The following is an 18,180-nucleotide window of genomic DNA, read 5'->3' as shown; positions in this document are numbered from 1 at the left end:
TCAAACATCGTCATAGACCACTTCGAGGGATTTCTTGGGCTTGGCGTTCTTGCCCCGCATGTCGGTATCGGTCGCCGGGGTCAGCTCGAAATCGGCGCCCACATCCTCGGGCGCGAAAAGACCCAGCAGACCGTCATTGTCGAGCGGCTTCGGCCGGATCGGCGGAGCGCCCGCGACGGCTTCGGCCAGCGCGCCGAAAAGCTCGCCCCAGGGGCCGTCATTGGTGCCGACGATCTGGTAGTTGGCCGATTTCCGGCGCAGATCCTCGTCCTGCGGGATCGCGGCCAGCACGGGGATATCCACCGCCTTGGCAAAGGCCTGCGCCTCGCCGGTGCCGTCATCCTTGTTGATGACCAGCCCCGCGACGCCGACATTGCCGCCGAGCTTGCGGAAATATTCGACCGCCGAGCAGACGTTGTTGGCGACGTACAGCGATTGCAGGTCGTTCGAGCCGACCAGGATCACCTTCTGCGCCATGTCACGGGCGATCGGCAGGCCGAAACCGCCGCAGACCACGTCGCCCAGGAAATCGAGCAGCACATAGTCGAAGTCCCAGTCATGGAAGCCCAGCTTTTCCAGCAGCTCGAAGCCGTGGATGATGCCGCGCCCGCCGCAGCCGCGGCCGACCTCGGGCCCGCCCAGTTCCATCGCGAAGACGCCGTTGCGCTTGAAGCAGACATCGCCGATGGCGACCTCTTCACCCGCGAGCTTCTTCTTGGTCGAGGTCTCGATGATGGTCGGGCAGGCCTTGCCGCCGAACAGCAGCGACGTGGTGTCCGATTTGGGATCGCAGCCGATCAACAGGACGCGCTTGCCCATTTCGGCCATCATGTTGCTGAGGTTCGCCAGCGTGAAGGACTTGCCGATGCCGCCCTTGCCGTAGATCGCGATGATCTGCGTCTTCTTGGTCGGCTCGGTTACGGGGATTTCGTCCAGCGGCTCGTTGGCTTCGTCACGCAGGCGCTGGTCGATGTCTTTGATATTCGGGACGTCAAGCGTCATGAACGGCTCCCCAGTTCAGGATCATTTTCAGACAGGCAGGATCGTTGAAGGCGGTTTCATAGGCTTCTGCGGCCTCTTCCGCCGGAACGCTGTGGGTAATGAGCCCCCCCAGCGACAACGCGCCCGATTCCACGAGCTGGCGCGTTGCAATCAGGTCCTCGCGCTCCCATTCGGCGGCGATGCGCAGCCGGGCCTCCTTCATGAAGGCCGCCGGGAAAGCGAAGGAAATCGGGTCGGTATAGAACCCGGCCAGAACCACCTCGCCGCCCTTGGCGATGCGGGTGATCAGCGTATCGAGCAGCGATCCCACGCCCGAGGCGTCGTAGATCGTGCGATAGTCGCGGCGCGGGTCGTTATCGGGGTGCAGCACCTCGTAGCCCATGGCGCCGCCCTGCCGGTCGGGATTGATTTCCCAGACGGTGGGCGCGGGGGCTCCGGCGGCGATGGTCAGCCGCGCCAGCAGGCGGCCAAGCACGCCATGGCCGACGATCAGTTCGGGCATCTTCTTGTCGACGCCCGCCAGCGCATGGCGCGCGGTCGCGGCCAGCGCCAGCAACGCACCTTCCGCCCCGAGGCCCGGGTCGATCCGGGTCACGCGGCTGGCATCGGTGACCAGGCGCCGGGCCGATCCGCCGAACAGGCCGCGCGCGCCCTCATAGCAGTTGGCGCCGGGGACGAAGATATGTTCGCCCACCTTGAAATTGGTCTCGGACCCGGCCTCGATCACTTCGCCCGCGGCCTCGTAGCCCGGGACCAGCGGATAGCCCATCCCCGGGAAGGGCGGCATGTTGCCGGTATAGAAGAGTTTCTCGGTGCCGGTGGAGATGCCGGAATGGGAAATCTCCACCACCAGGTCCTTCGGTCCGGGCGCCGTCAGGCCGAGTTTCCCGAGGCCGATTTCCCGGGGCCCCCGGAGGATGACCGCCGTCGTCTCCATGGACGTTTCCCTTCCTGACGCTTGCCCGCTTGAACGGGACTCACTCATTGGTGATTGGCTCTTGTCAGTTTATTTAGACAGGTCCAAGTGTCAACTTTTTTAGACAGCCCGGCCCGAGCATTATGTCGCCCCGGGCTTTCGCCCCACCACAACCGACGTGATATAGGAACGGCGAGTCCGGGGCATCTCAACCCCTTGGAATCCTGCCTCTTTCATCATTTCCGCCAGGCGTTCCGGGGACCGCGCGCGGCCGGTTCCCATCGCCATGCAGTAGAATGCGAAATAAGCGTCGCCCGACCGGTTGGGATGCGCGCCGCCCGCCATCGGCTCGGATACGATCAGCCGCCCGCCGGGCGGAAGGGCGTCATGGATCTTGCGCATCAGCGCCCTGACCGTCTCGTCGGCATGGTCGTAGCAGACCCGCACCAGCGACACCGCATCCGCGCCCTCGGGCAGCGGATCGTCGCGGAAGCTGCCGCCCCGCACCGTCACCCGGCCGGCCATGCCCAGCGCCCGGAACCGCTCTTCGGCGGCGGGCACCACGGCGGGCAGGTCGAACAGCGTCATCTTCAGATCGGGGCAGGCCGCCCCCACCGAAGCGAGGAAGGCGCCGGTGCCGCCGCCCACATCCATCAGCCGCGTGACCCCGTCGAACCGGATCGCGCGCAGGGTCTCTTCGGCGACCAGCGCCTGGCTGTCGGCCATGAGTTTCGAATAGCGCTGGGCGGTCTCGGGGTTTTCCGCAGCCCCCGCGCCAAAGACATAGGGCCAGAATCGCGCCAGTTCGGTCTCTTTCTCGCCGCGCAGCACCGCAAGCGGGTCCTGCATGTCGCGATAGAAGACGTCGTGATGGCGGATCATGTCGACCACGCCCGGCGCGCCCATCAGCGCGGCGCCCAGCGCCGACAGCTGATAGCCGGGCCCCACCCGGTCGAAGAGGCCAAGCGCCGTGCCCGCCTGCATCAGCGCCTCCATCCGGTCGACCGGAATCGCCGCGCGATGGGCCAGCGCCGCAAGGCTTTGCGCCTCGTCGCAGGTGGCGTCCAGCAGATCAAGCTCGACCACGGTCCACAGAACCTGGCTGTAGACGAAGCCCGAGACCAGATCGAACATCCGCTCGCCCTCGCGGCGGACATGGCCCCGCGTCAGGAAAAAGCGGCTGGCCCAGCTCTGAAAGCCGCGGTCCGCGATCTTGCGGTTGCGCCAGCGACGCCAGTTGACCCCGCTGTGGCGCGCGGGTCCGGTTCCCGAAACGGCGTCGGTCATTCTGCGGGCAGACGCGCGGGTTCGGGGATCAGCCGTTCGGCCATGTGGCGCACCATCGCCGCCAGATCGGCCTCGCCCGGACAGGAGGGAATCGAGGCGATGGCGCCCGACAGGATATCGCGGAAGCGCTGCACCGCGCCCTCGACGCCCAGCTCGGTCACGGCGCTGGGGCGGCCATGGGCCTCGTCCTGACCTGCGGGCTTGCCCATCGCTTCGGCATCGAGCAGCGCGTCCTTCAGATCGTCGGCCACCTGGAAGGCCTCGCCGATGCGGTCGCCCAGCTCTTCCCAAGGCTCGGCCGGCTGGCCTGCCGCCACCGCGCCCATGCTGGTCGCGGCGATGAACAGCGCCCCGGTCTTGGCCCGGTGATAGGCGGAAAGGTCGATCTGATCCTCGCTTTCCCAGCCCTGCCCGGCGCAGATGCCATAAGGCATGCCGGTGCGCTGGCCCAGGATGCGGATCAGTTCGACCGCGCGGGCACAGTCGTGATGGGCAGCGCGCGCGATCACCTCGAAGCCCGCCACGATCAGGCTGTCGCCGGTCAGCAGTGCCAGCGGCTGGCCATAGGCCTTGTGCAGCGCGGGCTTGCCGCGGCGGATATCGGCATCGTCGAAACAGGGCATGTCGTCATGCACGAGGCTCGCGCAGTGGATCAGCTCGATGGAAATGGCGGCGGCATCGGCCAGCGCCGGGCGGTCGTCGCCGCAGGCGCGCGCCACATTGAGGCAGATCGTCGGACGAATGCGGGCGCCGCCGGGCGTCAGGGCATATTCGAAGGCCGATGCCAGTTTGCCGGGCGCGGCCCCTGCCTGCCCCTCGGCAATCGCCTGCCGCATCGCGGCCTCGATTCGCGCCGAAATGTCCATGAACGGCTCCCCAATGTCGGCCCGCCGCCCCCAAACGCAGCTGTCAGGACGGCGAGACATTCACGATTGTAAATCAGGGTGGACAGTCTATGGTCCCGAGTCAACATTCCTTGAGGTGGATCAAAAATGGCCGGATCGCCGGGAAAAGTCGTCGTGATCGGGGCGGGGATGGGCGGGCTTTCGGCCGCGATCCGGTTGGCCCATGCGGGTCTTGAGGTCGAGGTCGTCGACCGTGCGCCGGTGCCCGGCGGCAAGATGCGCACCTTTGACAGCGATGCGGGTCCGGTCGATGCCGGCCCCACGGTGATGACCCTGCGCCCGGTCTTCGAGGAGCTGTTCGACAGTGTCGGCGCGCGGCTGTCCGATTACGTAACCCTGCACCGCGAAGAGGTGCTGGCGCGGCACTGGTGGCCCGACGGCTCGACGCTCGATCTTTTCGCCTCACGCGAGCAAAGCGCCGATGCGGTGGGCCGGTTCGCGGGCACGCGGGCGGAAAAGGAGTTCCGCGCCTTCTGTCGCCGGTCCGAGCGGCTTTTTCACGCCTTCGACGCACCGATGATGCGCGCGGCCGAGCCCTCGCAAGGGGCGCTGACCCGGCATGTGGCAACCCATCCCTGGCTGGCGCTGGACATGGCGCCGCATCGCAGCCTCGCGCAGGCGCTCGGCAAGGCGTTTTCCGACCGGCGGCTCGCCCAGCTTTTCGGGCGCTACGCGACCTATGTCGGCGGCTCGCCATTCCAGTCGCCCGCGCTGCTGTCGCTGATCTGGCATGCCGAGGAACAGGGCGTCTGGCGGGTCGAGGGCGGCATGCACCGGCTGGCCCGCGCGCTGGAACAGCTGGCCCATGACAAGGGCGTGCGCTTCACCTTCGGCCACCGCGCCACCCGGGTCGAGATACAGCAGGGCGCGGCGGCCGCGGTGCATCTGGACAGCGGCGCCCGGCTTCCGGCCGATGTGGTGGTGTTCAACGGCGATCCGGCGGCACTTGCGGCCGGGCTTCTGGGCGAGGGCCTACGCGAGACCGTAGCCCCCGACGCGGTCCGCCCGCGCAGCCTGTCGGCCTATGTGTGGTCCTATGCCGCGGAACCCCACGGCCCCGAGATGGTTCACCACAACGTCTTCTTCTGCGACGACGCGCATGCCGAATTCGATCCTATCGCCCGGGGCGAGATGCCCGAGGACCCGACTCTTTACATCTGCGCCCAGGACCGCGGCACCGGCCGCAGCCCCGAGGGGCTCGAACGGTTCGAGATCATCATGAATGGCCCGCCCGCGGCAGACGGGGCGGACCCGACCGACGAGGAGAAAGAGACGTGCCGGACACGCACCTTCCAGACGCTGGCCCGGTTCGGGCTGACCTTCGACCCGAGGCCGGGGGTCCAGGCGCTGACGACGCCGCGCCAGTTCGCGAAGCTGTTTCCGGCCTCGGACGGTTCCCTCTACGGGCGGAGCCCGCACGGACTGACGGCAGCGCTGAAGCGGCCGACGGCGCGGACGACGGTCGCGGGGCTCTATCTGGCGGGGGGCGGGACGCATCCCGGCGCGGGCATCCCGATGGCAACCCTCTCCGGACGGCACGCGGCCGAGGCGATCTTGACGGACCGTGCTTCGCCCTCGACGTCCCCGCGAACGGCTATGCGTGGTGGTATGTCGACGGCCTGAGTCATGACGGCGAGCGGTCGATTTCGATCATCTCGTTCATCGGCTCGGTCTTCTCGCCGTGGTACCGCTGGTCGGGCCGGAAGAGCCCCGAGAACCATTGTTGCATCAACGTCGCGACCTACGGGCCGGGCGGACGCTGGACCATGACCGACCGGGGCCGCGCTGCCCTCCAGCAGACGAGAAACACCTTCCAGGTGGGGCCGTCGAAGCTGACCTGGGCCGGCGGCAAGCTGATCTTCGACATCGACGAGATGACCTGGCCGCATATGGGCCGGCTGAAGGGCCGGGTGACGGTGACGCCTTCGGCCGTGACCGGGGTCGAGCTGCCGCTCAAGGCCGATGGCACCCATATCTGGCGGCCGTTCGGCCCGTCGTCCGAGATCGAGGTCGACCTGAACCAGCCGGGCTGGCAATGGACCGGGCACGGCTATTTCGACGCGAATTTCGGCACTGCGGCACTTGAGGACGATTTCAGCTACTGGACCTGGGGGCGGTTCCCGACCAAGGCGAACGGCGCCTGGTGCTTTTACGATGCCTCGGTGCGGGACGGATCGGAACTGGCGCTGGGCGTCCATTTCGACGCGAACGGCCGCGCCGAGGTGGTCGAAGCCCCGCCCCGCACCCGGTTTGCCCGGTCGAAATGGCTGGTCCGGCGCGAAACCCGGGCCGATCCGGGCTACACGCCCCGGCAGGTGCACGACATGCTGGATGCGCCCTTCTACTGCCGGTCGGCGATCCGCACCAAGGTGTTCGGCGAAGAGATGGTGGGCGTGCACGAGGCGCTCGATCTGGACCGTTTCGCCAGCCCGCTGATCAAGCCGATGCTGGCCGTCAAGGTCCCTCGAAAGCCTGGATGGCCCAGCCCGCGATAGGGCCCGGGCGCGATTTTTCGCAGAAAAATCGGGGTCCAGACCCGGCGTGGCCGCTCAGTCGAGCCGCCGCGCCTCGTCGACCAGCATGATCGGAATCCCGCCGCGGATCGGAAAGGCCAGCCCGGCCGATTTCGACACCAGCTCCTGGCGGTCCGGATCATAGGCCAGCGGCCCGTGGGTCACCGGGCAGACCAGCGATTCGAGCATCTTCCGGTCGGCTTGGGTCACGTCGTTCATTGCATCTTCTCCTCGTCGTTGCCGCTTCGTAGGGCAAATTCGATGAGGGTCACAAGGGTTTCGCGCCGCGTCGAAAGTGACGGCGCCTCCAGCAGCGCCTGCTTGTCCTCGGGCGCGAAGGGGCAGAGCATCGACAGAGAGCTGATCAGCAACTCGTCCTCGGCCTCGCGCAGGCTGTCCCAGTCGGTCGAAAGACCGCGGCTGGCGAAGAACCGGCCGAGCAAGTTGAGAAAGGCCTCGCGGTCAAAGCCCGGATCGTCCTCCCCCGGCCCGAGATCGCGGCCGAACCCGTCCCAGGCCACTTCGGCGCGGATATAGGGCGTGAACCCGGCCTGATCGCGCGTCATCCGGAACCGCGAGATCCCGGACAGCGTGATCAGGTAGCGCCCGTCCTCGGTCTCGGAAAATGCCGTCACGCGCCCGGCGCAGCCGATCGCATGCAGCTTGCGCTCGTCCGAGCCGGGCACCTCGCGCGGCTGCACCATGCCGATCAGCCGATGCGGGGTCTTCAGCGTATCGTCAAGCATCGCCAGATAGCGCGGCTCGAAGATATGCAGGGGGAGCCGCGCCCGAGGCAGCAACAGCGCCCCTGGCAACGGGAAAACGGGAATGGTGTCGGGCAGGTCGACCGCTGAGAACATGCCCGAGAAGCTAGGCCGCGCCATCCGTCAGGCAAATATCATCGACGACAGTTTTCGGCGGCCTTTCAGGACGATGGGGTCCTGCGGCTTCAGCGCGTCGAAGATGGTGAAAAGCTGGGCTTTCGCGGCTCCGTCATTCCACTCGCGGTCGCGGCGGAACAGCTCCAGCAGTTCGTCCACCGCCGCCTCGACCTCGCCACCGGCATGCAGGGCCTTGGCCAGCTCGAATCGCGCCTGATGGTTGTCGGGGTCGTGATCGACCGCTGCCCGCAGCTCGGCCACCGGCCCGGCCTCGGCCGCCTGGCGCGCCAGCGCGACCTGGGCGCGCGCGGCCTCGATCTCGGGCGCGCGGGCGATCTCGGGCTGCACCGCCTGCAGGAACTGTTCCGCCTGGTCGATCTCGCCCAGCGCCAGATGCGCGCGGGCGAGCCCGGCATAGGCGGGCGCGTTCTTCGGGTCCTCGCCGAGGATCGCGGCGAAGGTCTGCGCGGCCTCGACTGCGGCCCCTTCGGCCAGAAGCTCTTCGGCCGCGGCGACCGCTTCGGCCAGCCCGCCATCGCCCGCGATCGCCGCCACCCGGTCGACGAAAGCCTGCACCTCGGACCCGGGCAGAGCGCCCTGGAAGCCGTCGACCGGCTGGCCCTGATAGAAGGCATAGACCGTCGGGATCGACTGGATGCGAAGCTGCGCCGCGATGGTCTGGTTGCGGTCGACATCGACCTTGGCCATCCGCACCTTCCCGCCCGCCGCGGTCACCGCCTGTTCCAGCATCGGCCCCAGCGTCTTGCAGGGGCCGCACCAGGTTGCCCAGAAATCGACGATTACCGGCACCTCATGCGAGGCGTCGATCACGTCCGCCATGAAGGTCGCCTCGGTGACGTCCTTGATCAGGGCCTCAGAGGCCCCGCCCGTCCCAGCAGCCTTGCCACCCAGTTCCAGCATTGTCTCCGTCTCCGTCCGTCAGAGCGTTTCGCAATATATGAGGCGGTCCGCCGCAAAACCCAAGGGCGAAGGCCTAGAGATCGAACCGCGCCAGGACCGGCACGTGATCCGAGGGCTGGTCCCAGCCCCGCACCGGGCGCAGGATGCGGCTGTCCCCGGCCGCGCCCGCGATATCGGGGGTCGCCCAGACATGGTCAAGCCGCCGCCCCTTGTCGGCCGCGTCCCAGTCGCGCGCCCGGTAGGACCACCAGGAATAAAGCTTGCCCTCGGGGATATGGGCGCGGGTCACGTCGACCCAGCCGCCCGCCTCTTGCGCCGCGGCCAGATGGTCGACCTCCACGGGCGTGTGGCTGACGATCTTCAGAAGCTGCTTGTGCGACCAGACATCGTCCTCGCCCGGCGCGATGTTGAGATCGCCGACCAGGATCGACCGTTCCGGGCGGCTGGCCCGGAAGGCGTCCCGCATTTCGGTGAGAAAGTCGAGCTTCTGGCCGAATTTCTCGTTGGCCGCGCGGTCGGGCACATCGCCGCCCGCGGGCACGTAGAAATTGTGCAGCAGAACGCCGTTTTCCAGCCGCGCCGCGACATGGCGAGCCTGACCGAGCCCTGCGAAATCGACCGATCCCGCATCCTCGAGCGGCAGCTTCGACAGGATCGCGACGCCGTTATAGCCCTTCTGCCCGCGCGCCACGACATGGGTGTAGCCGAGCGGCGCGAAGACCTCGAGCGGCAGCTTCTCGACCGGACACTTGCATTCCTGCAGGCAAAGGATGTCGGGCGCCTGCTCTTCCATCAGACGGGCGACCAGCGGGGCACGCAGCCGCACCGAATTGATGTTCCAGGTGGCAAGCGTGAAGGGCATCGGGGTCTCCTTGTCCGGACGGGCTTTGCGCGGGCGACGCGCCGGGCGCGACCCTAGACGGCAGCGCCCCGGGGCTCAAGCCGAAGCCTGCGCCTAGTCAGGGTCGCCGTTCTCGATCAGGACATAGGCCGAGGCGCCGGGCAGATAGCGCTGATGGGCGCAGCCCGCCTCGGTGCAGAAATCGCGATGGAGCCGCAGCCCCTCGCGGCAGGAGACATAGCCGAAATCGACCGACACCTCGGGATAATCGGACCCCGGCAGCGGCCGCTCGCGCACCGCCCCGGCCCCGATCTCGGTCCCGTCGCGACCCAGCGCCCGGCATTCGCGGTCGGTCCGCGCCTGCAGGGTCTCGTCAAGCGCGCGCCGCATTGCCGCCGGGTCTGGCCGCGCCGCATGGGGCGGCGGACAGCCCGCCAGCGCGGAATCGAGCGCCTGGGCCGCGCCGCTCAGGCGGAAATCGACCGGCGCGCCCTGATAATCGTACAGCACCAGCGTCGAACCGCTGCGCATCGCCGTCAGGAACTCGGCATCGGGGCGGGCCAGCGCAAGGCCCGCCTGCCCGGTCCAGGCAATCAGGAAATGCCGCTCGCCGATCTTGGCGGGACGTTCGAAACTGCCATCAGGCAAGGTGGTCCCGTCGGCCAGCACCCCCATTACCGGCTGTCCCTCGGGGCCGCAGGCGACCGCCAGTTCGGAAGACCCCTCGAACCCGACCTGATAGGCGCTGGGCACCTGCCAGGACTGCCAGCCGGGAAGCACGGACCAGTAGCCGGGAATATCGGTCGCGGCCTCCGCGGCCGGACCGATCTGGCAAAGGGCATACAGAATGCCGAAAAAACAGGTCCATTGCCCCGACATGGCGCAAGAATTGCGCAACCTGCGCGCGGCCACAAGACCAAAAGCCACCGCTCCGGATGCGACAGGGGCGCCGACAGGCACGCCGACCGGCCGGTCCTCAGGCAACCAGGCGGTAGCCGCCGGATTCGGTCACCAGCAACCGGGCATTGGACGGATCGGGCTCGATCTTCTGGCGCAGCCGGTAGATATGGGTTTCCAGCGTATGCGTCGTCACCCCCGCATTGTAGCCCCAGACCTCGTGCAGCAGCACATCGCGCGCCACCACGCCTTCCGAGGCGCGGTAAAGGAATTTCAGGATGTTGGTTTCCTTTTCGGTCAGGCGGATCTTGCGGTCGTCTTCGGTGATCAGCATCTTCATCGCGGGTTTGAAGGTATAGGGCCCCAGCTGGAACACCGCGTCCTCGGACTGTTCGTGCTGGCGCAGTTGCGCCCGGATACGGGCCAGCAGCACCGGAAACTTGAAGGGTTTGGTCACATAGTCGTTCGCGCCCGCATCGAGCCCCAGAATCGTGTCGGCATCGGTGTCATGGCCGGTCAGCATCAGGATCGGGCATTTGACCCCCTGCTTGCGCATCAGGCGGCACAATTCTCGCCCGTCGGTATCGGGCAGCCCCACATCGAGAATCACCAGATCGTAGATCGCCGCGCGCGCCTTCTCCATCGCCTCGACCCCGCTTCCGGCCTCGAAGACGTCAAAATCCTCCGTCATCACCAGTTGTTCGCTCAGCGCCTCGCGCAGGTCGGTCTCGTCGTCCACCAGAAGGATCTTTTTCAGAGTGCTCATCGGGTCCTCCGCAATCTCTTGGGCTCAGATGTCGCCGCCGACGGATGGCTCAAGATTTGCGACAGGGTTCTCACGCAAGCGTGTGGCCGGGAAGGGAATTGTTTCAAATCTCCCGGAACTGTGGCTTAACCCGCCCGAAGGAAAGGAATGGCTCATGCGTCTTGGCCCCGGCAGCACCGAACGACTGGCCCGCGCCCGCGGCGATCTGAGGATGGGGGTCCCGGTCGTGGTCGGCCCGCTGGTCGTCGTTGCGGCCGAGACCCTGACGCCCGGGCGGCTGGACGCACTGCGCGCGCTTGGCGGCAGGCCGGTTCTGGCGATCACCGCGCGCCGGGCCGAAACGCTCAAGGCGCGGCCCTATGACGGCGATCTGGCCCGGCTGCTGCTGCCGACCGAAGTCGGCACCGACTGGGTGCGCGCCGTGGCCGACCCGGCCGACGATCTCTCGAACCCGATGCTCGGCCCCTTCGCCTCGGCCCGGGGCGGCGACGCCGAGGCCCACCGGGCCGCGATCGCGCTGGCGAAATCGGCCCGGCTGCTGCCCGCGGTGCTCGCCGTCGAGGTGACCGCGCCCGACACCCTTGCCGGGGCCGAGGGACTGACCCGCGTCACCCTCGACGAGGCGGCGCTGGCCCGCGCCGAAGGCACCGCGCTGGCCGAGGTGGTCTCGGCCCGGGTGCCGCTTGAGGTGTCGAAGGCGGGACGGCTGCATGTCTTCCGCCCGGCCGATGGCAGCGAGGAACATTACGCGGTCGAGATCGGCACCCCGCCCCGTGGCGAACCGGTTCTGGCCCGGCTGCATTCGGCCTGTTTCACCGGCGATCTGCTGGGCAGTCTCAAATGCGATTGCGGCGCACAGCTTAGAACAGCGCTGGCGCAGATGGGGAAAGAGGGCGCGGGCGTGCTTTTGTACCTCAATCAGGAAGGACGCGGCATCGGGCTTGCCAACAAGATGCGGGCCTATTCGCTGCAGGATCAGGGCTTCGACACGGTCGAGGCCAATCACCGGCTGGGTTTCGAGGATGACGAGCGCGATTTCCGGATCGGCGCGGCGATCCTGCGCGAGATGGGGTTTTCGGCGGTGCGGTTGATGACCAACAACCCGGCCAAGATCGAGATGATGCGCGCGCGCGGGATCGCGGTGACCGAACGTGTGCCGCTGAAGGTCGGTCACACGCCCGAGAATGCCCGCTATCTTGCCGTCAAGGCCGAGAAATCCGGACATCTGATGTGACCGGCGCCCCGCGGCGGCGGCAAAGACCCCCGGCCGGGTGAGGCCGCGCGGTCGTCCCGTCACAGGGCAAAGGCCGCGAAAAGCGCCACTGCTGCGGAGCGCATCCGCCGGGCCCTGCCGGTATGCGCCTCGGGTGGCCGGATGCCCAAAAATCAAGCAAACCCGCCGCCCCGGCCTGACAGGCCCCCGGACGCCGCAAAAGCGCCCTTGACCCTGCCGCCTTGCGCTTCGCTATATAGCCACACAACATATCGAATGGCGGGCCGTGTCGTTGGCAGGGCGGGCCTCGCCCGAACCGGCAGGACAGGCGGCAGGAGAGCGAAGCACGATGACGCAGAAAGACCATGACGGAATGGGCGGGGTCTTGTCGGCCCCCGTCGCCCGGGGGGAGCAACGTCCATGACCCTGATCGCCCCCGATCTCTTGCGCCCGCATGAGGAATGCGTAGCGGTGCCCGAGGCTTTCGATGCCGGTCTGTGGTTCATCGGCCGGATCCGCACGCCCTGGACGCAGCGGGCCGACTGCCCGAGGCGCGGCGATCCGGCGGGTGGCCCCGATTGCCGGATCGAGCTGGACGCCCGCTGGCTCTCGGCGCTGGACGGCGTCGCGGGCAAGGACCGGATGCAGGTCCTGTACTGGATGCACCTGTCGCGGCGCGATATCGTGCGGCAGAATCCCTTCTTCGGCGACGGCTCTCTTGGAACCTTCGCCCTGCGCTCGCCGCTTCGCCCGAACCCCATTGCCTCGTCACTTGTCCGGCTGTTGCACGTCGCGGGAAACGTCCTGACCGTGCGTGGCCTCGACTGCATCGACGGCACACCGCTGGTCGATCTCAAGCCCGAATTCGGCATCCTGCCATGATGCGCCTTCGCCTGACCGCGCTGATGGCCGGGACGCTTGCCCTGGCGGCGGCGGCACTGGCCGCCGAAACGCGCACGATCACCGACGCCACCGGCCGCCAGATCGAGGTGCCGGCCGACCCCAGGCGGGTCTTCGCGGCGGGCCCGCCGGCGGCGACGCTGCTTTACGCGCTGAAACCCGATGCCATGGTCGGCTGGCCGCGCGCGCCGGGCGCCGAGGACCTGCCCTTCCTGCGACCCGAGACACGCGATCTGCTTGCGCTGGGCCGACTGACCGGCAAGGGCGACACGGTGAACCTCGAGGTCCTGTTGTCGGCCCGGCCCGATCTGATCGTCGATTACGGCACGGTGACCGCCACCTATCGCGACCTGGCCCGGCGGGTGCAGGCGCAGACCGGCACCCCCTATGCCCTGATCGACGGGTCCTTGCCGACGATCCCCGCCACCCTGCGCACGCTTGGCGACCTGCTGGCCGAGCCCGAGCGGGGCGAGACCCTGGCCGCCTATGCCGAGGCGACCTTCGCCGAGATCGACGCGATCCTGACCGCCGTCCCCGAGGACCGGCGCCCGAGCGTCTATCTGGCGCGCGGCCCCGAGGGGATCGAGACGGCCGCGCGGGGCTCGATCAACGCCGAGATCATCGACCGGCTCGGCGGCCGCAACGTGGTCGAGGCCGGGCCGGACGGCCTTGCCACGGTGTCGCCCGAACAGGTGCAGGCCTGGGCGCCCGAGGTGATCGTGACCATCGACGCGGATTTCGCGGCGCATGTCGGCGCGATGCCCGAATGGCAGGGCATTCCGGCGGTGCGCGACGGGCGGGTCTATCTGGCTCCGGCGACGCCTTTCGGCTTTATCGACAGCCCGCCTTCGGTCAACCGCCTGATCGGGCTGAAATGGCTGGCGCAGAAGCTGTATCCCGAAGCGGCCGCACCCGACATCGAGGCCGAGGTGGCCCGGTTCTACATGCTGTTTTACGGCGTGACGCCCGACCGGGCGGCGCTGGACGGGCTTCTGGGCGCCGGGCATCCGGGTGAGTGAGCGCGCGGCGGCGCCGCTGCTGGCGCTGGGTCTGGCCGGCGCGCTGGCGGCAGGGGCGATGCTGGGGCCTTACCCGCTGTCGCCCGTCGATGTGGCCGACACGCTGATCGGCCGGCCGCCCGATCCGCAGGCGGCCATCGTGCTGTGGAACATCCGTCTGCCGCGGGTCGTGGCGGCGGCCCTGATCGGGGCCGCGCTGGCGGCGGCGGGCGCGGCCTATCAGACGGTCTTTCGCAACCCGCTGGTGGCGCCCGACATCCTGGGCGTGTCGCAGGGCGCGGGGCTGGGGGCGGTGCTGGGCATCCTGCTGGGGTTGCCGGTACTGGCGATCCAGCTGATGGGCTTCGCCTTCGGGATCGGCACCATCGGGCTGGTCATGGCCATCGCGCTGGCGCTGCGCGGCCTGGGACAAGTGCTGGTGGTCGTGCTGTGCGGCATGGCGGTCGCGGCCCTTGCGGGGGCGGGGATCTCGCTGGTCAAGCTGATGGCCGATCCCGACGACCAGTTGCCCGCGATCACCTTCTGGCTGATGGGCAGCCTTGCGGGGATCAAACAGGCCGATGTCGCGGCAGCCCTTCCGGCGATCGTCGCGGGCCTTCTGCCGCTGATCGTGCTGCGCTGGCGGATCGGCCTGCTGGCGCTGGGCGATGACGAGGCGCGCACGCTGGGGGTCGAGGCCGGGCGGCTGCGGCTTCTGGTGATCCTGTCGGCGACGCTGGTGACCGCGGCGGCGGTATCGGTCGCGGGCGTGATCGGCTGGGTCGGGCTGATGGTGCCGCACATGGCGCGGCTGATCACCGGCCCGCGCTTCGACCGGCTGCTGCCGGTGGCGCTGGCGATGGGGGCCGCGCTGATGGTGCTGGTCGACGCGGCGGCCCGGAGCATCGCCCAGCAGGAGGTGCCGCTGGGCATTCTCACGGCGGTTCTCGGCGGGCCGCTGTTCCTGTGGCTGCTGGCACGGGGGGGACGGACATGGGCCGAGTGACGCCGCTGGTCGAGGCGCGCGGGCTGGCCGTGGGGCATGGCGGCCGGGTGCTCCTCGAAGAGGTGGGGCTTGGCCTTCAGCGCGGGCGCATCCTTTGCCTTCTCGGGCCGAACGGGGTCGGCAAGACCACGCTTTTCCGCACGCTGCTGGGCCTGATGCCGCCGCTGGGAGGCGCGGTTTTTCTGGGCGGGCACCCGCTTTCGGACCTGAGCCGGGCCGAGATCGCCCAGCGGCTGGCCTATGTGCCCCAGACCCTGACGACACCCTTTGCCTGGCGCGCCCTCGATCTGGTCCTGATGGGGGCGGCGGCGCGGCTTGGCCCCTTCGCGCGGCCGGGTAGGGCCGAGATCGCGCGCGCCGAAGCGGCACTGGCCCTTCTGGGGATCGACGATCTCGGCCCGGTCGAGATCACGCGGCTGTCGGGCGGCCAGCGGCAGATGGTGCTGATCGCCCGCGCCATCGCCCAGGGCGCCGAGGCCGTCGCGATGGACGAACCCACCGCCAGCCTCGATTTCGCCAACCGCATCCGCGTGGGCAAGGCGATCCAGGGGCTGGCCGCGCGCGGGATCGGCGTGCTGCTTTGCACCCATGACCCCGATCAGGCCGCCGACCTGGGCGACGAGGCGGTTCTGATCGAACCCGGCGGCATTCTGGCGGCGGGCCCCGCCGCCAAGGTGATGACTGCCGCGCGGATGACCCGTCTTTACGACATCCCGGTCCGGCGCGACGCCCTGCCCGGAGGTCGGCTGCATTTTTCCGGCCCCTCCGGCCGGGAAGACGAAGGCCCCGTCACCCGGGCCGCCGCCGGTCAGAACGTGTAGGCCGTGGTCAGGTAGAACGTCCGGCCTGCCTCGGGAAAGCCCTCGACCAGCTCGTAATTCTTGTCGAGGGCGTTCCGGACCCCGAAAACGATGCTGGCGCGGTCGCTGGCCTTCCATTCCATGTCGAGGTTGACAAGACCGAACCCGGCGTTCCGGGTATAGGACACGTCGGTCGGATCGGCCGGCTGGATCGCGCTGTCGGAAAGCCGCGAGCTGGACAGTTCCAGCGACGGCGCGATCGAGAAGCTGCCGGTCGCCTGCCAGTCGAGCCGCAGATAGGCGCTGTGGCGCGGCGTGTCCGTGGCCTTCAGGCCGGGGCGGACCGGGTCGGTGATGTCGCGGTCGAGATAGGTGTAGTTGGCCGACAGGGCCAGACTGCCGGTCGGGTCGGTGCGGGCGCCGATCTCGAAGCCCGCATAGGTCCCGTCGCCGACATTCTGGTTCTGCGACAGGCCGACCCCGACGTTCAGCGACTGGATCGTGTCGTCGATCTCGCTGTAGAACAGCGCGCTCTCGACCGCGACCGGCCCCAGATCGCCGCGATAGCCGATCTCGGCGGTCAGCGCGCGCTCGGCATCGAGGTCGGGGTTCGGCACGGCGGTTCCGAACCGGGTGCTGTAGCGCTCGAAGAGGGTCGGAAAGCGGGTCCGCGACGACAGGCTGGCATGGTATTCGCCGCCCGCCCCGGGCGTCCAGATCGCCGCCAGCTGCCAGTTCACGGCGTCCGACGCCCCGACCGGATCGCCGTAATCGGTGCGGGTGCGGCTTGCCGACAGAACCTCGGCCCTATCGAAGCTGAGCCCGCCCACGAGGCTCAGATCCTCGCGCATCTGAAAGCGGTCCTCGAGGGCGAAGGACAGGGTCCGTTCCCGGCTGGTCTCGGTCGGGTCGGGGATACTGTTGATGTCGGGGCGCGACAGCTGGATGTCGCGGTGCCGGTCATAGCGGTAGTGAAACGCCGATGTCAGCGTATTCCGCTCGCCGATATCCGAGCCAAGCTCGACGGTCCCGCCCCAGGCGGTGTCGTCATAGGTGCTGTCGAAGGCCCGCCCGACGGTCTGGCTGGAATGGGTGTAGTCGTCATAGGCTGAAAGCACGTTGTCGAACTGGTGGTGGAAGAGCTTGGTCTTCAGCCAGGCGCCGCCCCCCAGGTCGGTGGTCGAATAGAAGGTCAGCCCCTCGAGATCCCATTCCGGCCATTCCCAGTCGCGCTGATAGCTGGAGCCGACCGGCAGCGGCGCAGGCGTGATGCCCCGCACCGGCTGATCGACATTGTAGGGCGCGTTCTTCGAGCCCTCCTGTCGGGTATAGCTCAGCACGTATTCGTCGGTCGGATTGGGGGTAAAGCCGAATTTCAGGTTCAGGCGGCTGTCCTCGCTGTCGGAATAGTCGCGATGGCCCGCCCCCTGAACGTCCGTCGGCGTGTAGTCGCGCGACAGGTAGTACCCGTCATTGTCGCGCGTGAGGTAGCTGCCCTGCACGAAGAACCGGTCCATCCGGCTGCCCAGCGACAAATACCCGGTGCGGGTCGTCACGTCGCCGCGATTGCCGGCTTCCAGCCCGCCCCATGCCTCGCCCTCGAAGACTTCGGTCGGTTGCCGCGTGACCAGGTTGATCGCGCCGCCCATGCCGCCCGGCCCGTTCAGCACCGAGACATAGCCCTTCTGGATCTGGGTTTCCGCAAGATCCGGTGTCAGGAAGCGCCCGAAGTCGAGCCGGTTGTCCGCGGGCAGGTAGACGCGGATCCCGTCGACGTAAAGCGGCACCTGAAAGCGGTCGAAGCCGCGCACGAAGATCAGCCGCTCGTTGCGCGATCCGCCGGTATTGCCGACCGAGACGCCGGGCAGCGTGCGCAGCGCGTCATCCAGCGTGGCGCGGTTGGTGCGCTTGATCTCTTCGGCGCCGACCGTGCGGCCGGTGCCGCCCTGAGCGGCCTCGCCGGACGACCGGACGACGATCTCGCCCAGCGCGAAGACCTCGTCCGGCCCGTCCGAGGACTGCTGGGCAAGGGCCGGAAGGCCGAAGCCGCACGATACCAGACAGCCGGTTCGCACCAGCCGTAGAAGCAATGACATGTCTGTCCCCCAAGTCTTGCAGACGCCGCCGCATGGCGGGGTTGCCGATTCGCTATATTGTCAAACTATATAACGTTAACGATTGTGACAGCCCTGTGCCGCGCACCGGAGACCGAAGCGGGTCCGATGCCCGCCGCCAGAGCAGATGCGTCCTGCAGTGCCCATCTGCAGGGCGCCTTGCTGACGGCGGCCCCGGGCGGCGCGTTTCTGGGGCCAGGTGAAGCAGTCCCCGCTGGAG

General features: G+C 68.3%; 18 protein-coding genes. 7 read left to right on the top strand and 11 right to left on the bottom strand.

Going from position 1 to position 18,180, the window contains the following annotated elements:
* The 4 genes from DSD19_RS07615 to DSD19_RS07600 form a co-directional block, all read right to left on the bottom strand.
* Positions 1-1,002, bottom strand: a complete 1,002-nt coding sequence (locus tag DSD19_RS07615; RefSeq protein ID WP_075783883.1) for a chlorophyllide a reductase iron protein subunit X — start codon at positions 1,000-1,002, stop codon at positions 1-3.
* On the bottom strand, positions 992-1,939 hold the full coding sequence (bchC, locus tag DSD19_RS07610; protein WP_075783884.1) for a chlorophyll synthesis pathway protein BchC: 948 nt from the start codon (positions 1,937-1,939) through the stop codon (positions 992-994). Before bchC ends, DSD19_RS07615 begins: the two co-directional genes overlap by 11 nt.
* Positions 1,940-2,059: 120 nt before the next feature.
* Positions 2,060-3,205 carry a methyltransferase gene (locus tag DSD19_RS07605; RefSeq protein ID WP_113669145.1) on the bottom strand — a complete coding sequence of 382 codons (1,146 nt, stop codon included), beginning with the start codon at positions 3,203-3,205 and terminating at the stop codon, positions 2,060-2,062.
* Positions 3,202-4,071 (bottom strand): polyprenyl synthetase family protein, encoded by an 870-nt coding sequence (locus DSD19_RS07600; RefSeq protein ID WP_075783886.1) that lies wholly within the window; start codon positions 4,069-4,071, stop codon positions 3,202-3,204. The genes DSD19_RS07605 and DSD19_RS07600 overlap by 4 nt, the downstream gene beginning before the upstream one ends.
* A gap of 126 nt (positions 4,072-4,197) precedes the next feature.
* Here DSD19_RS07600 and crtD point away from each other — a divergent pair, with 126 nt between their 5' ends.
* Together crtD and crtC are read left to right on the top strand one after the other, a co-directional pair.
* Positions 4,198-5,733, top strand: coding sequence for a 1-hydroxycarotenoid 3,4-desaturase CrtD (gene crtD / locus DSD19_RS07595; protein ID WP_113669144.1), 1,536 nt, complete (start codon positions 4,198-4,200; stop codon positions 5,731-5,733).
* Positions 5,730-6,605, top strand: a complete 876-nt coding sequence (gene crtC / locus DSD19_RS07590) for a carotenoid 1,2-hydratase (RefSeq protein ID WP_113669230.1) — start codon at positions 5,730-5,732, stop codon at positions 6,603-6,605. Before crtD ends, crtC begins: the two co-directional genes overlap by 4 nt.
* A gap of 54 nt (positions 6,606-6,659) precedes the next feature.
* On the opposite strand, the gene DSD19_RS07585 is transcribed toward crtC, so the two are convergent.
* The 6 genes from DSD19_RS07585 to DSD19_RS07560 form a co-directional block, all read right to left on the bottom strand.
* Entirely contained in the window at positions 6,660-6,842 is a 183-nt protein-coding gene (locus DSD19_RS07585) for a Trm112 family protein (protein WP_075783888.1), read from the bottom strand.
* The gene (locus DSD19_RS07580; RefSeq protein WP_075783889.1) at positions 6,839-7,483 is read right to left on the bottom strand and encodes an LON peptidase substrate-binding domain-containing protein; all 645 of its coding nucleotides are present in this window, start codon (positions 7,481-7,483) and stop codon (positions 6,839-6,841) included. The genes DSD19_RS07585 and DSD19_RS07580 overlap by 4 nt, the downstream gene beginning before the upstream one ends.
* Positions 7,484-7,510: 27 nt before the next feature.
* Positions 7,511-8,425 carry a thioredoxin gene (trxA, locus tag DSD19_RS07575; protein WP_113669142.1) on the bottom strand — a complete coding sequence of 305 codons (915 nt, stop codon included), beginning with the start codon at positions 8,423-8,425 and terminating at the stop codon, positions 7,511-7,513.
* 73 nt (positions 8,426-8,498) lie between these two features.
* Positions 8,499-9,287 carry an exodeoxyribonuclease III gene (locus DSD19_RS07570; RefSeq protein ID WP_075783891.1) on the bottom strand — a complete coding sequence of 263 codons (789 nt, stop codon included), beginning with the start codon at positions 9,285-9,287 and terminating at the stop codon, positions 8,499-8,501.
* Positions 9,288-9,380: 93 nt separating this feature from the next.
* Positions 9,381-10,145, bottom strand: a complete 765-nt coding sequence (locus tag DSD19_RS07565; protein ID WP_113669141.1) for a hypothetical protein — start codon at positions 10,143-10,145, stop codon at positions 9,381-9,383.
* Positions 10,146-10,242: 97 nt separating this feature from the next.
* Positions 10,243-10,929: a response regulator transcription factor gene (locus DSD19_RS07560; RefSeq protein ID WP_075783893.1), complete on the bottom strand. Its 687-nt coding sequence runs from the start codon at positions 10,927-10,929 to the stop codon at positions 10,243-10,245.
* 154 nt (positions 10,930-11,083) lie between these two features.
* Between DSD19_RS07560 and ribA the strand changes: the two genes are divergently transcribed.
* The 5 genes from ribA to DSD19_RS07535 all read left to right on the top strand — a co-directional run bounded on the left by ribA (position 11,084) and on the right by DSD19_RS07535 (position 15,867).
* The gene (gene ribA / locus DSD19_RS07555; RefSeq protein WP_113669140.1) at positions 11,084-12,163 is read left to right on the top strand and encodes a GTP cyclohydrolase II; all 1,080 of its coding nucleotides are present in this window, start codon (positions 11,084-11,086) and stop codon (positions 12,161-12,163) included.
* 399 nt (positions 12,164-12,562) lie between these two features.
* Positions 12,563-13,024 (top strand): SAM-dependent methyltransferase, encoded by a 462-nt coding sequence (locus tag DSD19_RS07550; RefSeq protein WP_113669139.1) that lies wholly within the window; start codon positions 12,563-12,565, stop codon positions 13,022-13,024.
* A complete protein-coding gene (locus DSD19_RS07545; RefSeq protein ID WP_113669138.1) occupies positions 13,021-14,061 on the top strand; it encodes an iron ABC transporter substrate-binding protein in 1,041 nt (346 codons plus the stop codon). The genes DSD19_RS07550 and DSD19_RS07545 overlap by 4 nt, the downstream gene beginning before the upstream one ends.
* Positions 14,054-15,046, top strand: a complete 993-nt coding sequence (locus DSD19_RS07540) for an iron ABC transporter permease (RefSeq protein WP_243627806.1) — start codon at positions 14,054-14,056, stop codon at positions 15,044-15,046. The genes DSD19_RS07545 and DSD19_RS07540 overlap by 8 nt, the downstream gene beginning before the upstream one ends.
* Positions 15,034-15,867: an ABC transporter ATP-binding protein gene (locus DSD19_RS07535; protein WP_113669137.1), complete on the top strand. Its 834-nt coding sequence runs from the start codon at positions 15,034-15,036 to the stop codon at positions 15,865-15,867. The genes DSD19_RS07540 and DSD19_RS07535 overlap by 13 nt, the downstream gene beginning before the upstream one ends.
* Here the strand turns inward: DSD19_RS07535 and DSD19_RS07530 are convergent.
* Positions 15,855-17,942 (bottom strand): TonB-dependent siderophore receptor, encoded by a 2,088-nt coding sequence (locus DSD19_RS07530; protein WP_113669136.1) that lies wholly within the window; start codon positions 17,940-17,942, stop codon positions 15,855-15,857. The two genes, DSD19_RS07535 and DSD19_RS07530, sit on opposite strands and share 13 nt — an antisense overlap.
* Between the last annotated feature and the right edge of the window lie 238 nt (positions 17,943-18,180).

It is taken from the genome of Rhodovulum sp. BSW8 (assembly GCF_003314725.1).
Classification (GTDB): Bacteria; Pseudomonadota; Alphaproteobacteria; order Rhodobacterales; family Rhodobacteraceae; genus Rhodovulum; species Rhodovulum visakhapatnamense.
Note: the sequence above shows the minus strand (reverse complement) of the source record. Positions and strands in the feature narration are given on the sequence as shown.

What these genes read in the sequence shown, in the direction of transcription:
- DSD19_RS07615 (WP_075783883.1), bottom strand. Translation starts at nt 1,002, where the DNA reads ATGACGCTTGACGTCCCGAATATCAAAGACATCGACCAGCGCCTGCGT.
- bchC (WP_075783884.1), bottom strand. Translation starts at nt 1,939, where the DNA reads ATGGAGACGACGGCGGTCATCCTCCGGGGGCCCCGGGAAATCGGCCTC.
- DSD19_RS07605 (WP_113669145.1), bottom strand. Translation starts at nt 3,205, where the DNA reads ATGACCGACGCCGTTTCGGGAACCGGACCCGCGCGCCACAGCGGGGTC.
- DSD19_RS07600 (WP_075783886.1), bottom strand. Translation starts at nt 4,071, where the DNA reads ATGGACATTTCGGCGCGAATCGAGGCCGCGATGCGGCAGGCGATTGCC.
- crtD (WP_113669144.1), top strand. Translation starts at nt 4,198, where the DNA reads ATGGCCGGATCGCCGGGAAAAGTCGTCGTGATCGGGGCGGGGATGGGC.
- DSD19_RS07585 (WP_075783888.1), bottom strand. Translation starts at nt 6,842, where the DNA reads ATGAACGACGTGACCCAAGCCGACCGGAAGATGCTCGAATCGCTGGTC.
- DSD19_RS07580 (WP_075783889.1), bottom strand. Translation starts at nt 7,483, where the DNA reads ATGTTCTCAGCGGTCGACCTGCCCGACACCATTCCCGTTTTCCCGTTG.
- trxA (WP_113669142.1), bottom strand. Translation starts at nt 8,425, where the DNA reads ATGCTGGAACTGGGTGGCAAGGCTGCTGGGACGGGCGGGGCCTCTGAG.
- DSD19_RS07570 (WP_075783891.1), bottom strand. Translation starts at nt 9,287, where the DNA reads ATGCCCTTCACGCTTGCCACCTGGAACATCAATTCGGTGCGGCTGCGT.
- DSD19_RS07565 (WP_113669141.1), bottom strand. Translation starts at nt 10,145, where the DNA reads ATGTCGGGGCAATGGACCTGTTTTTTCGGCATTCTGTATGCCCTTTGC.
- DSD19_RS07560 (WP_075783893.1), bottom strand. Translation starts at nt 10,929, where the DNA reads ATGAGCACTCTGAAAAAGATCCTTCTGGTGGACGACGAGACCGACCTG.
- ribA (WP_113669140.1), top strand. Translation starts at nt 11,084, where the DNA reads ATGCGTCTTGGCCCCGGCAGCACCGAACGACTGGCCCGCGCCCGCGGC.
- DSD19_RS07550 (WP_113669139.1), top strand. Translation starts at nt 12,563, where the DNA reads ATGACCCTGATCGCCCCCGATCTCTTGCGCCCGCATGAGGAATGCGTA.
- DSD19_RS07545 (WP_113669138.1), top strand. Translation starts at nt 13,021, where the DNA reads ATGATGCGCCTTCGCCTGACCGCGCTGATGGCCGGGACGCTTGCCCTG.
- DSD19_RS07535 (WP_113669137.1), top strand. Translation starts at nt 15,034, where the DNA reads ATGGGCCGAGTGACGCCGCTGGTCGAGGCGCGCGGGCTGGCCGTGGGG.
- DSD19_RS07530 (WP_113669136.1), bottom strand. Translation starts at nt 17,942, where the DNA reads ATGTCATTGCTTCTACGGCTGGTGCGAACCGGCTGTCTGGTATCGTGC.